Below are 20090 nucleotides of genomic sequence, written 5' to 3' on the forward strand. Positions count from 1 at the left end.
GGCCCGTTCAAAGCCTCAAGATCTCAGAGGATGAGTGGCGGCTGTTGGTGGACCTGATTGCCGGCTTCGATGCCACGCGCTACCACCCCGTCCGACTCGACATGGCCATGCAGGGGCTGATTCAAAGCGGACTGCTCGAAGAGGTGCGGAACGGCACACGGGTCACGAAGCTGGGATACCGGGTGAGGGCGGATGGGCCCCGATACGTCCCCGGAGGTCCGCGGGTCTGGTGCGGCGGCGTCGAACGAGAGGATCCGAGAGAGAAGCCGGGCTCCGATCGCGGTGGCGCCCCCCCGGCCTGACTCGTCTCACAGGCCATGTCGCGGGGAAAGAGCCGCAGTCGCCGCTCAGCTTCGGCGGTTTGAACCTGATCTATTCCTGCCGCTATCTTCCGGTCACAGCGGCGACCCTTTGGGCTTCAGGTACGGGCGTCCTCCAACGCCGGATGCACGACGATTCTCTGGCAGTTCGATTGTCGTTGGGGCACTTTCGGGGTGAGGCTGGATATGGAGCAGGACTCGCTCGGACCGAGAGCACCATCTCGACGGTTTCGGATGCTGGTCTCCGAATACATCACGCTTCGAGAGATCGGCGTCAAGCCGATCGCTGTGCCCCTTGTCGCCCCTTCGGTAGCAGGCGATGTTGAGTTCCTGGTGGCTGCCAAACTCGCCTCTCGAGAAGGAGACACAGTGACGATCACTCCGCGAGGCACGGAGCTGTTGAAGGCGACGCCATATAGCTGGAGCCCGGTAGTGGTCAGTTTCGATGCTGAGGGGCTAGGTTGGTGAGGCGGCCCACTGCCTGGACCGCAGAAGTCTGGATCCCACTTCTCCGCAATCATCTCAGAGGGACTGCCTGGGCGGCGTATGCAGCCAAAATGATCGCCAGGTTCAGCAACAGGGCGGCGGCGATCAAGGTGGTGTTCCAGTCAAGTTTGACGGCACCAGTAGCCTTGCCGATTACGAGCAAGACCCCGATGAAGACGAGGAAAAATGAGAGCCCGCAGAGAAGGCCTGGGTCGACATGCATTGCATACTTGGTCAGAGCTTCCAGAAGGTCGTAGGGACCTCGCTCCGGAGGTCACCGTGGAGCCAGCGGCGGGTGCCGCGTGGCGGATTCAGCCGTTCTCGAGGTCTGCCCGAGTGATCACGATCTCGGAGTTGGGATCAGCCTTGTCAATTCTCCGCCGGGACGCGGCCTCGACCTCTCTGAACCGCTGGTCAAAGACTCTCAGAAGATCCAGAGCATTGGAGCACGGGAGGCCACCCGCGGTGATTGCCTCCTCTGAAATGATGCACCAAGTTGGAACGCCGTCCACGATCGCGCCGAATCGCACAGCGTTGCGCTCGAAGAGGTACTCGCGCTTTCCAGTGAACTCGACGTGCTTTGCCATACTTTCACTCTAACCGAGTGGCCTCGGCAGGGACGTTCCGCCGGTCGAAGCGGAGGGCGGCGGCCAGATTGTCAGTTTCTAGCAGTGGCGTCGCCGCTCGTCGTCGACTTCGGCTCTTCCGCATCGAGCACGAGCCGGATCGATTCGAGGCCGTTGCCGCGATCAATGTCGATGTCGATGACTCTGCCACGCCCGCGGAGTGCGCCGATTTCGATATCGCAGTGCCACCACACCTGGGCACCAATAGGCTTCCTCGCCGTCAGAGTGATGATCCGCCCCATCTGGTCAACTTTCACACCCTCAGTGAATTCGATCGTCCGAGTTCCATCCGTTAAGCGGTCCACAGTTCTGGCCTTTCCGTCGCTGGCTACTGGAGTGTGGTTACGCCCCGCAACTCGCGAAGTCCCCGAATCGTCTGCGCCTGATCGGAGTCTCCCAGGGCAGAAGCAAAGCAGGCCCCGGGCTAAGCAAACGCCGCCCGGAGCGTACTCAGCCTCGTGGTCACACTCGGATCTTCGATTCGATCTCATCCGGCCTGAGATAGTCGACTGTCGTTCGGTTGCAGCGCCAAACGTTTCCGAGGCAGGGTTCTAACCCCCAAGCTCGCAGATAGAGCTTGGCTGCCTCGGCCGTCAGGGGCTCGCCGTCACGTCTGGCATTCTCAACGAATCGGCGAAGGTTGACTTTCACAACGTAGGTTGGGTTTTCCATGGTCCTGACCTCCGTAGGTCAGCCCGCAACACGCCATTTTGTTCCACTCGACGAAGCTGTCAAGAAAGATACCCGGTGGCGCGAACGAACAAGGGGGTTGCCGACCTGCCTTAAATCGACCGCGCACCGGGCACGGCAATTTTGAAATCCGTAGCCGACTGGTGCAAGCAAGAAACGACTCACTGAGGCCGGGCCAGGAGGGGAGCGGCAGGAACGTTCCTTCCAGTCCGCCGCCCCTCTCCTTCGGGCCCTCGCCTCCGTGTACAAAGTGCCGGGGAGGGAACAGACTTGACGGCGGGCCAGCACGACGCCGGCTGCTCAACCGTCCCCCGGCGGCGAAGAGTATCGGCAGGAAGAATTGCAGGAATTTGCTGATGGCCGCGAGGACCGATTCATCCGAATTTGCCCTTAAAGTCGGCGCCGTCGGAGTGAAAGACCCCGGGGACGGGAACAGAGCGCTGGGCCGGCCACAGCTCCGCTCACCATCCCCAGGAAGAGGTGTCATAGTAGGGAGGCACGCACGCCGGTATCGTTTCGATCATGAGTGATCCGTCGCGGGCCCTAAAGAACCTCAATGGAGCCGCACGGCTCGTCGCTGAGGCTGCGGCCAACCTTCGCACAATCGCCGATAAGGGTACTCTGAGGCAGCTACGCCTGATCCAGGTTGAGCTGAAGCTGATCGAGGAACAGCAGGGGGCGAAGCTTAGTTCGGCAAGCGTCGCTGACGGGCCCCGATCGTCCGGTGCGGGAAAAGCGACCGACATCGCTATCGAGTAGAAACGCCCGTGGACGGGATCAGAGGCGAGGCAATCCAATCTCGCGACTGTTCAACCGTCCCAGGCGGAAGGAGACTGCGAAGCCCGGGGAGGGCCACAAGAGCGCTGCCGGCACAGCGCTCCCTCCTCCTCGGTGACATCCCTCGGGCGGGGACATCATACCGCCAAGAGCTCACTCCGTCACGATTCCCGCGGACGCCAGCTCCTGGACGAATTCCGCGATCATACGGAGGCATTCCTCCCCGTGTTGGACGCCGTCGACCGTCATCCGGATCTTGTCGGTGTGCCGGACCGCCTTCGAACGGACGACGAACGGATAGGGGCCAAGTTCGAGGGAAAGCCAAAGACCTTCCTGTGGCCTACGACTTCCCCTTTATAGACGACCGACTCATCGAGCCCCTCGACCCCGCGGCGGTAGAACTCCCGCATGGCGCGATCGTTGATTTCTGCGTCGAGATCCTTCACCGCGGCGCTGCACGCCTCAGACTCTTGCCGCCGCGCGTAGTGCGTCGGTCGGGTGAGTCCGCAGCGTTTCGCCGCGGCCGAGTGGAGCGGGCTGAAAGAACTCGCGATCGTGCCGCGACGGCGTGCCTTCGCTCTGGAGCTTGTGGGGGCAGAAATGCTTCGACTTCTAATCGAGAAGGGGCTGGTCGAGGACATGGACAGGTCATCCACAGCACTGCGCGTGGTCTGAGTCTGTTGAAGTCCAACCCTACCGTGTCCCCCGCCGAAGTGCGAATCTGGTTTGAGTGGGCCTGATGGAAACTGCGGCCTCCAGATACCTCGAATTGATGCGATAAACACTCTCAAACGGTGACATGCAGGCAATAACGGCCTTCCAACCAGCCTAAGGCTCGCGCAAGCAAGGTTGTTGGGACACCCGCGTAATGTCGATCCGACATCGACTTTGGCGCGTGGTCGAGGAAGACTGCCTCAACGCCATTGAACTCAGCGTTGTCCCGCAACAGTGAGGCACTGGTTTTCTTCAGGCTCTTGAAGTCGCCCGACTGCCCCAGGGACTTCCGAAGTCGCACGAATGCCACGCGGATTGGATTCCGTCGGACGAGCTTGCCATTCCTGAGTTCCTCGCCTCGAAGAGTCTTCCCATTCGAGGAAAGCAGCAAATGGTTCGGATCGTTAGATCGTAGCTTCTTCAAGAGCCTGAGCGTGATGCCCCACAGTTTGTACGTGACCGTGGGAACCCGCTCGAAGTGGATGGTCTTTCCTCGCTTGCGAGTCAGTGTTCCGGCGTCCCAATCGACGCTCTCAGGCTTGAGCGCGCTGATGTCGACCTGCGTCATTCCGCAGTTCAGGGCCAGGAGGATGTAGAGCTTCAGGTCCTCGGGAGCCGCTGCGAACAGTTCTCGGATCTGTTCCACAGTGTAGGTTTTGATGACGGGCGGTTCCCGAGTGATCCGCAGCGCCCGGGACGTCAGGTTCTTCGGGAGCTGGTGCAGCACGTCTGTTTCGTGGAGCCAGCGAATGAACATCTTCGCCGTCTTGAAGATGTCCGCCGCATATGTCTTCGTGAAGCGTTTTCCTTCGCAGTCCTGCAGCAACGCCTGATGGAGATCGTCGACATGTTTGCCCCCGACTGCCGAAGCATCAAGGCCTGGGCCGAGCTTTCTCTGCATGTACTGCAAGTGCCGGCGGATGTTGTCGGCAGCCGTGGGAGTGATTCCGGACTCACGCCGTTTGACGACGTATCTGTCGACGAATGCCTTCAATGTGGACTCGCGAGGCGTCTCTTGCGAGGGTTGGACGCTGGCGGCGGCGAGGCGATCCTTCCAGATCACATTGCTGATGTACCTCTCGACAATTCGTTCCAGTTCCTCTTCGCGATCCTCGGCAACGCCCAGTTCGTCAACGAGATCGACCGCGGCCGAGCGCGCAACCTTGGCCACATCGGACTGGGCGAGCGGTGCCTGGATCTGACCAATCCGCAATCCAAATCGCCGAACTGGGTAATCTGTCCGCCTGCTGACTCCCGGTGGCTTCCGGCTGTTCATTCGCCGATGGAGGTCATCGATCTTTGCCGCAGCGACGATCGCTGCCGATTGGTCTTCCACCGTCCGTGCGGCAAGAAGCACTCGCTCCCACTCCGCGATGGCCCGTTCGTACTCCGCTCGGTGCGGTTTTTCAAATGCCACCTCAGCGTCAATCAGTAGCTTCTGACGCTCAAAGTCCGCCAGGGCCCTGGAATAGGCCTCCGCGTCAGACTTTCCGCTCCCTCCATCGAAGTACAGGATCCGCCCCTTGTACATCTTCTTCCATCGCCCACGTCGCCCCGCTCCTGTCTGCCACGTCAGCTTGAATCTCTTTCGTGCCATCTCCCCGTGTTCCCCAGCGCGAATTGATACAAAACCAGGATACAATTCTTCTCATGAGGCGCCAGAATTTGTATCACAAACCTCTGAAAAATCCGGTGATTCTTGAGTTTCGCACGCCGCTGGCGTGGGCTGTCCGCCGCGGCCATCCCGAGATTGCCGAGATGCTGAAGCAGCACGGGGCGGTGTGACCGCCCGTGCGATGTCGATACGACTGCTCAGGGTTGCCGCAGAGAGACAGGGGTCTCGGGCCGCGGCAGGGCGCCCGCTTCTCCGAGGGCCATGACCGCGAAGGCGGAGCCGGCGTGCGTCAGGAAGTGATGGTTGTCCTTGTGCAGCGAACGGGTGAACCACCGCCCGCTTTCGCGCTGGTTCGTCTTGAGCCACGTGATCCCCTTCTCAATGCGAGGATCGGTCGCCGGAACGCCCCCCTTCTGCAGGACGAACAGCACGAAGCCGGTTCCGTATCCGTCGGCGACGTCGGGCGTCTGCGGCGTGTCGTCGCCTCGTTTCCAGTCCCCGAGACTGGAGGCGGACCAGCCGCCGTCGGGAAGCTGCCGCGATGAGAGGTCGGCGAGCGTTCGTTCCCGGTCTTCGGCAGTCAGGAGTTCCGGCCAGGCCGCGGATGCCCACACGAGCATGGCCCGGTGATGGAGTGTCGGCCACTTCGTCTCCCTGAGGTATTTCTGCAGCTTGGCAATTCCCACCTGGGCCTGCGGCTGTGATCGATAGTTCTCGGGAGCGCTGCCGACGGCGATGGCCGCCAGCACGGCGCCGTACTCGTCGTCGTTCTCCATCGGCGGCCAGCCACACTTGAGCCAGTCGAACCCGCCGTCGTCCCGCTGCACGGTCCAGATCCGGTCGAGGGCGGTCCTGGTGAGCGGATGAAGTTTGCCTGTCGTCGCGGCATCGTTGATCGCCAGCGCCGCGGCCGTGGCGACGACTTCCGCGTCCCAGCGGGGACCCTTTTCGGCCCAGCGTTTCTCGACGAGCTCTTCGGCGAACTCCCGGACCTGTCGGTGGGCCGTCGTATCCGCTCCGAGATAGGGGCGGGCCATCAGGTAGGCGTAGTTCGTGTGGCAGGTGAAGCACTGCCGGGACTTCTGCCAGTGCAGGGACGCGGTGTCGAGAAACGCGCCGGCCCGTTCGAGCGAAAACTCCTTGGCGACCGGCTCGTCAGCGACGTTCTTGCCGCTCGGCGCGACGTTCTCCAGCGTGACCGGCTCGTCTGCGGATGACGGGCGCGGGGACAGGGAGACCAGAAGCAGCCCGACGCAAAGGATCCGGATCATGTTCGAATTCCTGTCAGGAGACGTTTCCCCGAAGCGAACCCGCGGATGTCGACGCGCTGCGCCTCCCCGCGAAGGCACATTACCCATAAGCCCCCGATGATGCGACTGTCCGCGATCGCCGAAGAGGAGCCACGTACGAAGCGGGCTCAGGCGCCTGTCGGTGCGGAGGCGGTGTCGCTCGACTCGCCGCAGCCTTCCTGTGCGCCGTTGGCCTCGTTGAGCTGGGGACGACGACCCGGCTGGTCTTCGGCGTAGCAGGCCGAGACTACGGCGTGAAACTCCCCGACAGACCGAAGCGTCGCGAATCGGTTCCGGACGGTCTCCCAGTCCGGATGGACCCGGGAGTATTTGAGAGCGGCCTTCCGCAGCGGGCTCAGGCTGGCGGTCTCTCCGTAGTGTTCGATCAGCAGACGGCCGTGTTCCAGGAGCGTCTCCCGCTGCTCGAAGACCGAGGGGGGAGCCGGAACGGGGAGGCCGGACAGCACCGCCCGAAGCTCACGGAAGATCCACGGATTGCCGATCGCACCGCGGGCGATCGAGAGGCCGTTGACCCCCGTTTCCCGCAGCATCTTCAAACCGTCTTCGGCCGAGAACAGGTCGCCGCTCCCGAGGATCGTGCGGTGCGGAGCGTGCTCGCGGACCCGCCTAAGGAAGGCCCAGCGGCTGGGACCGATGTACCCCTGAATGACCGTCCGGCCGTGGACCGTGACCGCGGCGACTCCGGCGGCAAAAGCGCCATCGAAGATCTCGAAGAAGCGGTCGGCGCTCTCGGGGGTGTCGTCGATTCCCCGCCGCATCTTGACCGTGACCGGGATCTCGGAGGGGACGGCGTCGCGGACGCGGCGGACAACCTCCAGCGCCGTAGCGGGCTGGCTGAGGTGATAGCCGCCGCGGCAGCCTCCCATCGCCGATTTGACGGGGCAGCCGAAGTTGATGTCGATGGCGTCGAAACCCGCTTCGACGAGCCGCCGGGCCGCCGCGGGGAACTCATCGGGATCGGCCCCCATGAGTTGGCCGCCGACCGGGTGCTCTTCGTCCTGGATCCGGAAGTGGTGCGAGGTCTTCCCCGTTCCCCGGACCTGCTTGAGGAAGCGGTCGATCATCACCTCGCCGAGCGAATAGGCCGCTCCGAACCGGCGGGCCATGACCCGCATCGGGCTGTCGCTGTAGCCGCTGAGAGCCGCCTGGGCGACCGGGAGATCGAGGACGATCGATCCGATCTGGAGCCGGGGGATCGCGATGGCGGGACGGGTGGGGAGGACCGATGCGCTCAAGGGGCGGGAGAACCTGGGGGACGTGTGATCCGGAGGGGACGGATCGGCCGAGGGCCGCTGGGGCCGAACTGGGAACGAGGAACTGCGAGGGTTAATCTTCGCCGATGCCCCCCGCCATGAGAAGCGGCGGCGTTCGAAGGAAGGTGTCAGCTCGATGCGAATCGGGATCTACGGCGGAACGTTCGATCCAATCCATTTTGGACACCTGCTGCTGGCGGAGTCGTGTCGCGATGCGTGCCGGCTCGACCGGGTGATCTTCGTTCCCGCGCGAGTCTCGCCGCACAAGCTCGACGTCGTCATTGCCCCGGTCCGGGCCCGGCTCGAAATGCTGGAGCTGGCGCTCGCCGGATTCCCGGAGTTCCGCGTCTCCCGTGTCGAGGTGGACCGCCAGGGGCCGAGCTTCACGGTCGACACGCTGCGGCACTTTCGAACAGAAGTCCCCGACGACGAGCTGTTCCTTCTGATGGGGGCCGACTCCGTCACCGACTTTCCCCGCTGGCGCGAACCGCAGCAGATTCTGGAGCTGGCGACGCTGGTGGTCGTGAACCGGGCGCGGGCGGTTCCGGACCTCTCGGCCCTCGCGGATCTCGACACAACCGGGCATCCGCCACTGTCGGTCCCGATGCCCGGAGTCGACTTCAGCGCCAGCGACATCCGCCGCCGGGTGCAGGAGGGGCGAAGCGTTCGCTTCCAGCTGCCCCGACCGGTTGAGCATTACGTGCGGGACAAGCGTCTCTACGCCGCGTCGTGACACAACTGGCGGTTTGGGCAGTGTTTGAGGCCACTCGGCGGACGAATCAGTGGCATCAAATATTAATTCCAGCCACATCGTTCGTTCGCTTACTGTTAGCGTTGCCGGGGCGTTTTTATACTGCCGATCAGTCGACGGGAATCAGAGGTTCCCGTTGTGGTTCTCGAGCCGCACGCAGGGACGGAGGCGGATCGTGTTTTCCATCCGAGCCGCGTGTCATGAAGATCACTGCCAGAATTCAGGATGATCGGCTGGTCGACGTCGCCACCTACATGGCGTCGCTGACGAGTCGCGAGCCGCTCATTCGGGCCGACGTGCCTGAGCGCAACCTGCTGGGATTGCTGAACCCCCGCACCGGAAACCGGATCCTCGTCTCGTCGAACGAGGTCGACCGGCTCCGCCGCGGGATGCTGCACGCCTTCTGAAGTGGACAGGAGTCCGGTCTGGCTGAAGTGACCGACCCGCGGGAGCGACTTCCGCGTACGAGTGAGAACGGCCTGCCGGCGGTTTTCGAGAGTGACGAGTGCTGTAGTCAAGCTGTCGTGATGTGAAGCGGGACGCCTCGCCGTGACATGAGGCGGATCAGAGAGTCAAAGAAGAAAGCCCGCAGGAGAGTCCTGCGGGCTTTTTCGTTTCGAGGGCTGCTTTGGAGCTCATAAGGCCATCGCGTCCTTGCCGGCATCGCTTCCATTGCTCAAACCCAACGTGCCACGGCAGCGTGGGGTCAAAGGGGTCTCACCCCCTTGCCGCCGGAGGCGCTTCCACGAGGAACCGTGGGACACAACGGATGTCCCCTTTGTGGAACCGGCGCCGAGGAGTCCACGCTCGCTCTGGAATCCCCGCGGGTTGGTGAGGGGGCATACGGCACGTTGTCCGCGCTTGGACACTCGCTCCTTCAGACATCTCTCGACGGCCAGGCCTCCGGCGGGCAAAGGGGCGTTGCCCCTCTGCACTCCCCACCAGGGGGCCCCTGGACCCGGTTTAACGGGGTGTCGATGCTCCCAACAATCCGCCCGCGTGCTCAGGCCTGCGGCTCCGTCATCGAGAACGGATCGAGAGCCGCCTCCAAGACATCCTCCGGAAGAATCTTCTGCTCCGTGCAGAGCTCGCGGATCGTTTTCCCCGACTTGAACGCCTCCTTCGCAAGAGCCGATGCCTTCTCGTAACCGATGTGCGGGTTGAGACTCGTCACCATCGACAGGCTCTTCTCCACACTCGCCACGCAGGCTTCCTCGTTCGCCTCCATCTCCTCTGCACAGAATTCGACGAACGCATTCGTCGCCCCCGTCAGCAGCATGATGCTCTCAAGCGTCGTCTGCCCCATGACCGGCATCATGATGTTGAGCTGGAAGTTTCCGCCCGCCGCGCCGCTGAGGGTCAGACACCCGTCGTTCCCGATGACACGGGCACAGACCTGCATCATGCTCTCGCACATGACCGGGTTCACCTTGCCAGGCATGATCGAGCTGCCGGGCTGACGGTCCGGCAGCTTGATCTCGTAGAAGCCGCATCGCGGCCCCGAGCCGAGCCAGCGGATGTTGTTCGAGACGTTGAAGAGCGTCGTCGCGATCGCCTTAAGCTCGCCATGACACTCGACGAGACCGTCCCGCTGGGCGTTCCCTTCAAAGTGGTTCACCGCTTCGACAAACGGGATTCCGGTTTCACCAGCGACCGACTCCGCGACGCGGTGGCCGAACTCCGGATGCGTGTTGATTCCCGAGCCGACCGCGGTCCCGCCGACCGGAAGTTCCAGGACCGACGTCAGCGCCCGCTCGGCCCGCTCGATCGAGAGCGTGAGCTGCCGCGCGAAGCCGCCGAACTCCTGGCCGAGCCGGAGCGGCGTAGCGTCCGCGAGGTGGGTCCGGCCGATCTTGATGATCTTGTCCCATTCCTTCGCCTTCCGGGAAAGCACGTCCTCGAACCGCTTCAACGCGGGAATCAGCGTCTTCCGGATGCTGACGGCGACGGCAACGTGGATCGCGGTCGGGAAGGTGTCGTTCGTGCTCTGCCCCATGTTGACATGGTCGTTGGGGTGAACCGGCTTATCTTTGGAGAAGCGGTCGCCGCCGAGGATCTCGATCGCCCGGTTGGCGATCACTTCGTTGGCGTTCATGTTGCTCGACGTTCCCGATCCGGTCTGGAAGACGTCGATCGGGAACTCGCCGTCGAACTTGCCGGCGGCCACTTCCTTGGCGGCGGCCAGCATGGCGTCGATCTGTTTGGCATTCAGGCGGACCTTGCCCGTGTCCTGCAGCTTCATGAGGTCGCGGTTGGCGACGCCGCAGGCGTACTTGACGATCCCCATGGCGTGGATCAGATCCTTGTGCAGCGGCCAGCCGGAGACCGGAAAGTTTTCGACGGCCCGCTGCGTCTGGGCGCCGTAGTAGGCCTGGGCGGGGACTTGGACATCCCCCATGGAGTCCTTTTCGATCCGGAATTCAGACATGGGCACACTGCACTTCAAGGCCAACGGCGAGGTCGGCCGGCCACGGGATAATCGACAGGTCCGGCGCGGGGGCTGGACGACGCCGGATTTTAGCGGGGGCGATTTGAAGTCGCAGCTTCAGGCCGTTGGGCTGGAGGCGGAAGGCTTAAGGCTGAAGACGGAAGGGAGAAGGTGGTTGTCGACTTCTCCTTCACCTCTCCCCTTCCACTGAGGATGAATTTCCCGACAGGGTTCGGTCGAATGCGTCGCGAGTTGGAAACGGATACCGAGGGGCATTGGCTTGGCGATCGAAGAACTACGGATCGATGGCTACCGCTCGCTGCGGCGGCTTCGGATTCCGCTGCAGCCCATCACCGTCGTCACAGGCCCGAACGGCTCTGGAAAATCGAATCTGTATCGGGCTCTCGTCCTGATCGCCCAGTCCGCTCAGGGCCGGTTTGCCCGTGCGCTGGCTGAAGAAGGGGGTCTCTCCTCTGCGATGTGGGCGGGACAACGCTTCACGCGAGAAAAGACCCGGGTCGTGCTCGGGCTGACAACCGACGAATTCTCCTTCGAGATGGCCTGCGGCTATCCGCAGGGGGGAAAGACGCTGCATGACCCCGGTCGATTCGCCCTGGATCCGGAGATCAAACTCGAGCAGGTCTGGGGCGGACGGCAGCGACGGCCGTCCGCGCTGTTGTGCGAGCGCAGGAACAGCATGATTCGCATCCGTGGCGGCGACTACGAATGGAACGACTACCCGTTCACAGTCACGCCGACGGAGTCGGTCCTCTCGCAGCTTCGCGAGCCATACAGGTACCCGGAACTCTGGCGTCTGCGAGAGTCTGTGCTCCGGTGGCGGTTCTATCACCAGTTCCGGACCGATTCCCGATCGCCGCTGCGGCAGTGGCAGGTCGCGACGTACTCCCCGATTCTCGATGACGACGGTGAGAACCTCGCCTCCGCGCTGGCCACGATCCAGCTGGGCGAGCTCTCCGAGGCCCTGGCCCGTGCCGTCCATCAGGCGTTCGGCGCGAATCTCGTGATCGCCAGTGAAGACACTTTGAGGAATCCAGCGTCACGGACACTGACGCGAGCGGAGATTCGACTGGAGACCCCGTCGCTGGGGCGGGCCTTGACGGCCCGCGAGCTGTCGGATGGAACGCTGCGTTTTCTCTGCCTGGCGGCCGCTCTTCTGAGCGACCGTCCGCCAGAGCTCCTCGCCCTCAACGAACCTGAGACAAGCCTCCATCCCGACCTGATTCCGGTCCTGGCCGGAATGATCGTGGACGCGTCCCGGTCGAGTCAGGTCTGGGTGACGACTCACTCCGCGCTCCTGGCTGAGCGGATCGCGGAATTGAGCGGGTGCCAGCCGATCCGTCTGGAAATGGTCGACGGAGAAACGCGAATCATCGACGGCGACGCATGAGTTCCGTCCGGCGATCCCCTACAATTCGCTCCCGGAGTGAGTCGAACGGTCGCTGGAGGCGGGGTAGCCCGCCTCTGGAGGAAAGTCCGGGCTCCACAGGACACGGTGGTGGGTAACGCCCACCGTTCGCAAGAACAGGGACAGTGCCACAGAAAACAAACCGCCGATGGCCTCACGGCACAGGCAAGGGTGAAAAGGTGCGGTAAGAGCGCACCGCGATCCTGGCGACAGGGTCGGCACGGTAAACCCCACCGGGAGCAAGACCAAGCAGGACGCAATGCGGGGCGTTTCGGCGCCACGCATCGGGAGCGGTTCGTTCCCGTAGGACGTCCGGGTAGGTCGCATCGAGGCGTCAGGCAACTGCCGCCCCAGAGAAATGGCCGTTCTCGACAGAACCCGGCTTACAGACTCACTCCGGATAGTTTTTCGTCATCAGTTTTCAGTCGGCAGTTCAGCAGTCTCGGTTGGGCAAGCGGCGCTTCCAGCAGCCTCGGACTGAAAACTGATGACTGACAACTTCCTCACTCTCCGGACCTCTCCATGTCGAGTCTCCTGTTGGGCGGTGTGCTGTGGATTCTGGCCGCGGGTCCGCTTCAGGAAGCCCCTACCACCGACCTTTACTACTCGACGCAGCTCGGGCAGCTCGACCGGGGGGGAAAGTCGACTCCGGTCCATGAGTTCAATATGCATGTGTTCGTGACCCGGAACGGGACGGACTTCACGACGCGGCATGTCATCGAGGACGCCGGGAACACGCTTCCCTGGATCGGCCGGTTCGGGCAGAGCTCCCGCGCAGGGACGTTCCCGGCCATCGCGACTGTTCATCGCCATGACGGGCTGCCGTACTCCCTGACCGTCCGCGTGCCGTTCCTCAACGGGGCCCCCAAGCTCGCCGCGGACACGAAGTGGGAAGAGGGGCAGGTCGATCTCGAAGTGACCGGAACGCGGAAAGTCGGTGATTGGGACTGCTGGGTGGTCGAATCGTCCGATGGCCTCGGACGGCGGGGAACATTCCTGGTCGATCAGGAGACCGGGATCGTGACCTCCAGCACGCAGCGGATTTTTATGGGGCAGGGAGACCGGTTTGAGCTCGTCACCCGGCTTGTCTCGACCAACGCGGTGGCGGACGCCTCCGAGGCCCGCGTCGCCGCCATCGGCGAGAGTCTGCGGAAGCTGCAGGCAGAACTCGGATATGCCGAACGGACCACCGATTTTGAACTGACGGCGGCGCAGCTGGAGTCGGTGGCGGACCAGATTCCGGCGCTGACCGAAGCGGCCGAGGGAACGGCTTACGAGCGGTTGGTAGCGCTCATCAACCGGGAAGTGAAGGCCCAGCAGCAGCGGACGACCGCGGTCGCGGACCTGACGAAGCGGTTTGTCGGCCAGGCGGCCCCGCCGATCCGGGTGAAGACGCTCACCGGGACCGATTACGACATCGCCCCGCACAAGGGGAAGGTGATCGTTCTTCACTTCTGGGACTATCGTGATTCGCCGTTGACGGAGCCATACGGCCAGATCGGTTACCTGGATTTCCTGGCCTCGCGCCGCGGCGAGCGGGTTAAGGTGATCGGCGTGGCGGTCGATCCCCGGCTCGGGTCGCCGGATACGGCGGGCCTCGCGGTCCGGTCGATCCGCAAGCTGAAGGAGTTCATGAACGTCGGCTACGACATCACGACCGATTCCGGGGACCTCATCAAGAGTTTCGGCGATCCGCGACAGTTCTCCGCACCCCTCCCCTTGTGGGTCGTGATCGGTCCGAACGGGCAGATCGTTCATTACCGGAACGGGCTCTACAAGGTTGACGTGAACCGCGGTCTGGAGGAGCTGGACCTCGTGGTGGCGGCCGCTCTCAAGTCGGCCAAGTGATTGGCCGCGGATCGCGTTGCCGGATCGTCGAATGCTGAAGTGATCGCAGGGACGGGGCGGTTTGATCGCCGCCCCCGAAGGACTGAATGATGAAAGACAACCGCCGCCGCGCCGCCCTTGTCACCGGCTCCGGAACGGGGGTGGGACGGGCCACCGCTCTCCGCTTGGCACGGCTGGGATTTGATGTCGTCGTGAATTACTCACGGAGCGAGGGCGAGGCTCGCGAGACTGCGGAGCTGGCGCGGCAACATGGAGGCCGGGTGATCGTGGTCCGGGCGAATGTCAGCCGCAGCGAGGAAGTCGATGCGATGCTGAAGCAGGTGGAGGCGGAGTTCGGGCGGCTCGATGTTCTGGTCAACAACGCCGCCACGACGAAGTTTATTCCGCACAACGATCTCGACACGCTGACCGAGGCGGTGTGGGATGAGATCCTGGGCGTGAACCTGAAGGGGCCCTACTTCTGCGTCAAGGCGGCTGCGCCGCTGCTGCGGCAGTCGGATGCGCCGGCGGTGGTGAACGTCTCGTCGGTGGCGGGGATTGGCGGGGAGGGGTCTTCGGTGGCGTATGCGGCGAGCAAGGGGGCGCTCAATACGATGACGAAGTCGCTGGCGCGGGCGCTGGCTCCGATTCGGGTGAATGCGGTCTGTCCGGGGCCGATTGATTCGCGGTGGCTGCGGGACATCATGACGGAGGAGCAGCTTCATAAGCGGGTGGAGAACTATCCGATTCCGCGTCCTGCGCAGCCGGATGATATTGCGGATGCGATTGTGTATCTCGCTACGGGAACGTCGTTGACGACGGGGCAGTGCTTGGTTGTTGATGGTGGAAGGACGATGTAGCGCGTACTTACCGGGGTCCAGGGGGTAACCCCTGGTGGGGGATGCAAGGGGGCCACGCCACCTTGCCCGCCGGAGGCCTGGCCGTCGAGAGATGCCTGAAGGAGTCAGTGTCCAAGCGCGGACACCGTGTCGTATGCCCCTCTCACCAACTCACGGGGACTGCAAAGCGCGCGGTGTAATGTGAGGGAGTTCTCATAGCTGGTACCACAAAGGGGACGTCCGTTGTGTCCCACGGTTCCTCATGAAAATGCCTCCGGCGGCAAGGGGGCGTGGCCCCCTTGACCCCAGGCTCGCCGTGGCACGTTGGGTTTGAGCTATCAAGTCGTGCCGGCAAGAACGCTGTTATCGCCTGAACTTGCTGTCCGTATTTCCTGAAGGGACCTCCGCTCCCTGAGTCCGCAGGAAATCCGGTGACATGCACGCAACCAGGAATGAGTCCTCGTTCACATTCTCTTCGCCCTCCGTTCATCTCGAGGACCGACGCCCCGACTCACCCCGCTGGCTCGGCCTGGAAGGGCCAGCCCCCCTGCACGCTGCCCGCCCGGATGGATATGATCTCGAAAGGCCCCCAACGCCCGGACAGACACCTCCATCCCCGCCGCTCATGCCCTCCCGCTACCACGGACTCCTCACCGATCTCCAGAAGGCGATCAGCGCGCGGCACCGCGGCGAAATGGAGGCTTCCCGGAACTTCCAGCTCGTCGGTGACGAACAGCTCCGCGAGTTCCAGGAGGCAATCCGGCGGACGATCGCCGACCGGGAAGACACCCTGACCACGCTCGCCGAAACGCACGCCCGCGTCCGCGGCGAAACCGAAGAGGAGTTCGGAGCGCAGCTCCGCGGGATCGAGACCGAACACCGCGGCATCGTCCGAGAAATCGAGAGCCGCCGGGGGGCCGAACGGAACGACATCGAGCACCGCTACAACGAGAGCACCTGGGTGACGTCGTCGGTCCTCGACGATACCGCCGAGGACAGCCCGAAACGCCAGTACGAGCGGTTCAAAGGCACCCTCCTTAAGACCCGCGACGAGCAGGCGACCGAGGTCGAGGCCCTCGACGCCCTCTCCAAGGAATTCGCGGAGTCGCGGCACTGGGCCGGAGCCCTGCCGACGGAGCCGACGACCGTCCTCAAGAACCGCGACGCCGCGGCCGAGCGGTTCCGGGAACTGATGGACGGGGCAATGGGGCTGTTGGAGTCCGCCCGGCGGATGATCCTGCCACACCTGTTTCTCGGCTTCCGGTCGATCGCAACGTACTTCGCCCTGTCGGGCCTGATCTTCGTTCCCCTCTTTCTGCTCCTTGATCCGACGGTCCTGCAGGTGACGACGGGGCGGATGTCGCTTCACTGGATCGGGATCTCGGCGGGAATCGGGCTGGGGGCCGGACTGCTGCTGACGGGGATCGTCTACACGCTCGCGAGCATGCGGTTTCACGACACCATGCAGTCGCTGACGCAGACGCTGGCGGAGGCGGGATGGACGCACCGGCGGTGGCTCGGTTTTGCCCAGGAAGAGATGGGGCAGGCCCAGAAGGAGTTCGAGTTCCGCCAGCGGGAGATGCTCAAGCAGCGGGAAGCGGCCATCAAGCGGTACCAGCAGGCCCACCAGCAGAAGGTGCTCGAGATCGAGGCGCTGCTGCATGAGGAGCTGACGGCGGCCCGCACCGACTATGCGGCCCGTCGGCAGGAGATCGAGACAGTCCGCGACGAGCGGCTGAAGGAACTCGACTCGCAGCACCGGGAGGAAGTGTCCCACGCCACGGCGGAGCGGACCGCCCGGCTGGAGACGCTGGAGGCGGAGCTGGAAGCGTATTCGGCCGATCGCCGCCGCCGGCAGGCCGCGGCGTGGCACCAGATGAAGACGACTTGGGAACAGCAGCTCCGCGACTTCCAGGAGGCGGTCCAGGCGGCCGACCGCGAGAGCGCCGAGGTCTACGGCGAGTGGCAGGGGACGCTCGATCCCGCCTGGACACCGGCCAAGACGACGCCCCCCTTTGTCCGTGTCGGCAACTACGCGATCGATCTTCACAACTGGCAGGAAGCGATCTCGTCCGACATGCGGCTCGCCCCCCGCGCGAGCGAGTTTTCGCTGCCGGCGACGGTCCGGTTTCCTTCGGAGACCTCGCTGCTCCTCAAAGGGCGGGGAGCGAAGGCCCGGGAATCGGCGGTCAAAGTCATGCAGACGGCGATGCTCCGGCTGCTGACGCACCTGCCGCCGGGGAAGCTGCGGTTCACCATCATCGACCCGATCGGACTCGGGGAGAGCTTCGGCGGGTTCATGCACCTGGCCGACTACGACGAACTCCTCGTGACGAGCCGGATCTGGACCGAGCCGGGGCACATCGAGGCCCGCCTGGCGGACCTGACGGAGCACATGGAGAACGTCCTCCAGAAGTACCTCCGCAACGAGTTCGCCACGATCGAGGAGTACAACGAGCACGCCGGCGAAGTGGCCGAGCCGTACCACATCCTCGTCGTCAGCGATTTCCCGTCGAAGTTCAGCGACATCGCGGCCCGCCGGCTCATCAGCATCGTCAATAGCGGCCCGCGGTGCGGCGTCTACACGCTGATGAGCGTCGACACGAGCAAGGACATTCCGCACAGCTTTTCGCTGGCCGATATCGAGTCCGCCTGTTCAACGTTCGAGTGGAAGGACGAGGCGTTTCATTCGACCTCGTCCGAACTCGCCCCGTGGCCGCTGCAGATCGATGAGCCTCCACCGCCGGACGTCTTCACCGGGATCGTGAAGCGGGTCGGAGACGCCTCGAAGGATGCCCGCCGCGTCGAGGTCTCGTTCCAGCGGATCGCGCCGACTCCCGCCGCCTACTGGACGAGCGACAGCCGCCGCGGGATTGATGTCCCGCTCGGGCGGGCCGGGGCGACCAAGCTCCAGCACCTCCGACTCGGACAGGGGACGAGCCAGCACATGCTCGTCGCGGGGAAGACCGGCTCGGGGAAGTCGACGTTCCTGCACGCCCTCATCACGAACGTGGCCCTGCACTACAGCGCCGACGAGGTCAACTTCTACCTGATCGACTTCAAGAAGGGGGTCGAGTTCAAGGACTACGCGCAGTTCGAGCTGCCGCACGCCCGGGTCGTCGCGATCGAGAGCGACCGCGAGTTCGGCGTCAGCGCGCTGCAGCGGCTCGACGAAATCCTCCAGGAACGGGGCGAGCTGTTCCGTAAGCATGGCGTTCAGGACATCGCCGGCTTCCGCAACGCGAATCCGAACACGCCGCTGCCGCGGATCCTGCTCGTCGTCGACGAGTTCCAGGAGTTCTTCATCGAGGACGACAAGCTCGGCCAGTCCGCGTCGCTCCTCCTCGACCGCCTCGTCCGGCAGGGGCGGGCCTTCGGGATGCACGTCATTCTCGGCTCGCAGACGCTCGGCGGGGCCTACAGTCTCGCCCGCAGCACGCTGGGGCAGGTGGCGGTCCGCGTCGCTCTCCAGTGCAGCGAGTCCGACGCCCACCTGATCCTGAGTGAAGAAAACACCGCCGCGCGACTGCTCACCCGTCCCGGCGAGGCGATCTATAACGACGCCAACGGGCTTCTCGAAGGGAACCATCCGTTCCAGATCGCCTGGCTCTCCGATGAGGAACGCGAGGACTATCTCCTGCGGATCCAGGGGCTGGCGGAGCACAGCGACCGGGAGTGGGATCCGGCGATCGTCTTCGAGGGGAACATTCCTTCGGACGCGGCCCGGAACGTCGCGATCCGGCGACTTCTGGAGAAGCGTCCGGAGGACCGCGGGCTGACTGCTCCGACGTTGTGGCTCGGGGACGCGGTCGAGATCAAGCAACCAACGGCTTACACGTTCCACCGCCAGACCGGCTCACACCTGCTGATCGTGGGTGCGGATGCTGAAGCGGCCCAGGGGCTGATGGCGACGGGGCTGTTGACGCTGGCGGCTCAGGTCCCGCCCGTCGGTGAGTCGACATCGCCGACGTTTACGGTCTTTGACGGCAGCCCGGCCGATTCGCCGGATGCGGCGATGTGGAAGCAGGTGGTCGACGCGGCGCCGGGTGCTGTCCGGCGGGTGACTCCTCGCGACAGTGCGGCGGTCCTGGCGGAGCTTCATGCCGAATGGAAAGACCGCGACGAGCATCGCGATGAGGTTCGGCCGCCGTTGTTCCTGTTCGTGTATCACCTGAGTAAGTTCCGCGATCTGCGGAAGGGGGAAGACGAGTTTTCGCTGGGCGGGTTCGGGGGGAGCAGCGAGCCGAAGCCGCCGCAGCCTTCGAAGATGTTCTCCGACCTGCTGGCGAACGGGCCGGAGTCGGGAATTCATGTGGTGATCTGGTGCGACCTGTACAGCAACCTGGAGCGATGGATCAGCCGGAATGCGATGCGGGATCTGGATACCCGGGTGGCGTTCCAGATGAACCAGTCGGATTCGAGCAACCTCATCGATTCTCCGCAGGCGGCGAAGCTGGGTGTGCACCGGGCGCTGCTGTATCGCGAGGAGAGCGGCACTTCGGAGAAGTTCCGGCCGTATGGGGTTCCTGGCGGGGCGTGGCTTCAGTTTGTGAAGGCTCGGCTGGCGGGTGAGCCGGAGGTGGAAGGGGAGGCGGCGGCGGTTGATCTGCATGAGGCGACCGACCTCGACGAGTTCATGATTTCGTAGCGTCGCGAGGAGCCTGCTTCCGGCGGACTTGGTGGTGGACCGGCTCATCCTCGAGGAAGTGAGCGGTCAATATCTTGCGCGAGCCAACCGGGTCCAGGGGGTGCCCCTGGTGGGGAGTGCAGAGGGGCAAGGCCCCTTTGCCCGCCGGAGGCCTAGCCGTCGAGAGATATCTGAAGCAGGGAGTATCCGAACGCGTACAACGTGCCGGATGCCCCCTCACCAACCCGCGGGGATTGCAAAGCGAGCGTGGAATCCTCAACGCCGGTCCCACAAAGGGGACGTCCGCTGCATACCACGGTTCCTCGTGGAAGCGCCTCCGGCGGCAAGGGGGCGAGGCCCCCTTGACCCCAGCGGCCGTGGCATGTTGGGTTTGAGCTATG

14 protein-coding genes and 1 other RNA gene are annotated in these 20090 nt (G+C 63.9%); 9 read left to right on the forward strand and 6 right to left on the reverse strand.

The window, feature by feature from the left end; genetic code table 11:
- The first annotated feature begins 44 nt into the window (after positions 1-44).
- A complete protein-coding gene (locus tag VT03_RS01450) occupies positions 45-302 on the forward strand; it encodes a hypothetical protein (RefSeq protein WP_156514212.1) in 258 nt (85 codons plus the stop codon).
- Positions 303-1117: 815 nt separating this feature from the next.
- Here the strand turns inward: VT03_RS01450 and VT03_RS01465 are convergent.
- The 3 genes from VT03_RS01465 to VT03_RS01480 form a co-directional block, all read right to left on the reverse strand.
- A complete protein-coding gene (locus VT03_RS01465; protein WP_075091339.1) occupies positions 1118-1393 on the reverse strand; it encodes a DUF1488 family protein in 276 nt (91 codons plus the stop codon).
- A gap of 71 nt (positions 1394-1464) precedes the next feature.
- The gene (locus VT03_RS01470) at positions 1465-1689 is read right to left on the reverse strand and encodes a hypothetical protein (RefSeq protein WP_156514217.1); all 225 of its coding nucleotides are present in this window, start codon (positions 1687-1689) and stop codon (positions 1465-1467) included.
- 1997 nt (positions 1690-3686) lie between these two features.
- Positions 3687-5210: a hypothetical protein gene (locus VT03_RS01480; RefSeq protein WP_156514218.1), complete on the reverse strand. Its 1524-nt coding sequence runs from the start codon at positions 5208-5210 to the stop codon at positions 3687-3689.
- A 95-nt stretch (positions 5211-5305) separates the two neighbouring features.
- Here VT03_RS01480 and VT03_RS34035 point away from each other — a divergent pair, with 95 nt between their 5' ends.
- Positions 5306-5398, forward strand: coding sequence for an ankyrin repeat domain-containing protein (locus VT03_RS34035; protein ID WP_197489166.1), 93 nt, complete (start codon positions 5306-5308; stop codon positions 5396-5398).
- A 27-nt stretch (positions 5399-5425) separates the two neighbouring features.
- Here the strand turns inward: VT03_RS34035 and VT03_RS01485 are convergent, their stop codons facing one another.
- Complete coding sequence (locus VT03_RS01485) at positions 5426-6499, reverse strand: prenyltransferase/squalene oxidase repeat-containing protein (RefSeq protein WP_075091343.1); 1074 nt, start codon at positions 6497-6499, stop codon at positions 5426-5428.
- A 146-nt stretch (positions 6500-6645) separates the two neighbouring features.
- Positions 6646-7773 (reverse strand): tRNA dihydrouridine synthase, encoded by a 1128-nt coding sequence (locus VT03_RS01490; protein WP_231870570.1) that lies wholly within the window; start codon positions 7771-7773, stop codon positions 6646-6648.
- A gap of 154 nt (positions 7774-7927) precedes the next feature.
- On the opposite strand from VT03_RS01490, the gene nadD reads away from it, so the two are divergent.
- Entirely contained in the window at positions 7928-8524 is a 597-nt protein-coding gene (gene nadD, locus VT03_RS01495; protein ID WP_075091344.1) for a nicotinate-nucleotide adenylyltransferase, read from the forward strand.
- Positions 8525-8742: 218 nt separating this feature from the next.
- Positions 8743-8949 (forward strand): hypothetical protein, encoded by a 207-nt coding sequence (locus tag VT03_RS01500; protein ID WP_075091345.1) that lies wholly within the window; start codon positions 8743-8745, stop codon positions 8947-8949.
- A gap of 596 nt (positions 8950-9545) precedes the next feature.
- Here the strand turns inward: VT03_RS01500 and VT03_RS01505 are convergent.
- Positions 9546-10970 carry a class II fumarate hydratase gene (locus VT03_RS01505; protein WP_075091346.1) on the reverse strand — a complete coding sequence of 475 codons (1425 nt, stop codon included), beginning with the start codon at positions 10968-10970 and terminating at the stop codon, positions 9546-9548.
- 280 nt (positions 10971-11250) lie between these two features.
- On the opposite strand from VT03_RS01505, the gene VT03_RS01510 reads away from it, so the two are divergent.
- From VT03_RS01510 to VT03_RS01530, 5 genes are all read left to right on the forward strand, one after another.
- Positions 11251-12378, forward strand: coding sequence for an AAA family ATPase (locus VT03_RS01510; protein WP_075091347.1), 1128 nt, complete (start codon positions 11251-11253; stop codon positions 12376-12378).
- A 33-nt stretch (positions 12379-12411) separates the two neighbouring features.
- Positions 12412-12798, forward strand: an RNA gene (gene rnpB / locus VT03_RS01515) — RNase P RNA component class A.
- Positions 12799-12918: 120 nt separating this feature from the next.
- Positions 12919-14244: a peroxiredoxin family protein gene (locus VT03_RS01520; protein ID WP_075091348.1), complete on the forward strand. Its 1326-nt coding sequence runs from the start codon at positions 12919-12921 to the stop codon at positions 14242-14244.
- A gap of 89 nt (positions 14245-14333) precedes the next feature.
- On the forward strand, positions 14334-15083 hold the full coding sequence (locus tag VT03_RS01525; protein ID WP_075096876.1) for an SDR family NAD(P)-dependent oxidoreductase: 750 nt from the start codon (positions 14334-14336) through the stop codon (positions 15081-15083).
- Between the two features lie 604 nt (positions 15084-15687).
- Positions 15688-19710 (forward strand): FtsK/SpoIIIE domain-containing protein, encoded by a 4023-nt coding sequence (locus VT03_RS01530; RefSeq protein ID WP_075091349.1) that lies wholly within the window; start codon positions 15688-15690, stop codon positions 19708-19710.
- Positions 19711-20090: the final 380 nt, after the last annotated feature.

This window comes from Planctomyces sp. SH-PL14 (assembly GCF_001610835.1).
GTDB lineage: Bacteria > Planctomycetota > Planctomycetia > Planctomycetales > Planctomycetaceae > Planctomyces_A.

What these genes read in the sequence shown, in the direction of transcription:
- VT03_RS01465 (WP_075091339.1), bottom strand. Translation starts at nt 1,393, where the DNA reads ATGGCAAAGCACGTCGAGTTCACTGGAAAGCGCGAGTACCTCTTCGAG.
- VT03_RS01480 (WP_156514218.1), bottom strand. Translation starts at nt 5,210, where the DNA reads ATGGCACGAAAGAGATTCAAGCTGACGTGGCAGACAGGAGCGGGGCGA.
- VT03_RS01485 (WP_075091343.1), bottom strand. Translation starts at nt 6,499, where the DNA reads ATGATCCGGATCCTTTGCGTCGGGCTGCTTCTGGTCTCCCTGTCCCCG.
- nadD (WP_075091344.1), top strand. Translation starts at nt 7,928, where the DNA reads ATGCGAATCGGGATCTACGGCGGAACGTTCGATCCAATCCATTTTGGA.
- VT03_RS01500 (WP_075091345.1), top strand. Translation starts at nt 8,743, where the DNA reads ATGAAGATCACTGCCAGAATTCAGGATGATCGGCTGGTCGACGTCGCC.
- VT03_RS01505 (WP_075091346.1), bottom strand. Translation starts at nt 10,970, where the DNA reads ATGTCTGAATTCCGGATCGAAAAGGACTCCATGGGGGATGTCCAAGTC.
- VT03_RS01520 (WP_075091348.1), top strand. Translation starts at nt 12,919, where the DNA reads ATGTCGAGTCTCCTGTTGGGCGGTGTGCTGTGGATTCTGGCCGCGGGT.
- VT03_RS01525 (WP_075096876.1), top strand. Translation starts at nt 14,334, where the DNA reads ATGAAAGACAACCGCCGCCGCGCCGCCCTTGTCACCGGCTCCGGAACG.
- VT03_RS01530 (WP_075091349.1), top strand. Translation starts at nt 15,688, where the DNA reads ATGCCCTCCCGCTACCACGGACTCCTCACCGATCTCCAGAAGGCGATC.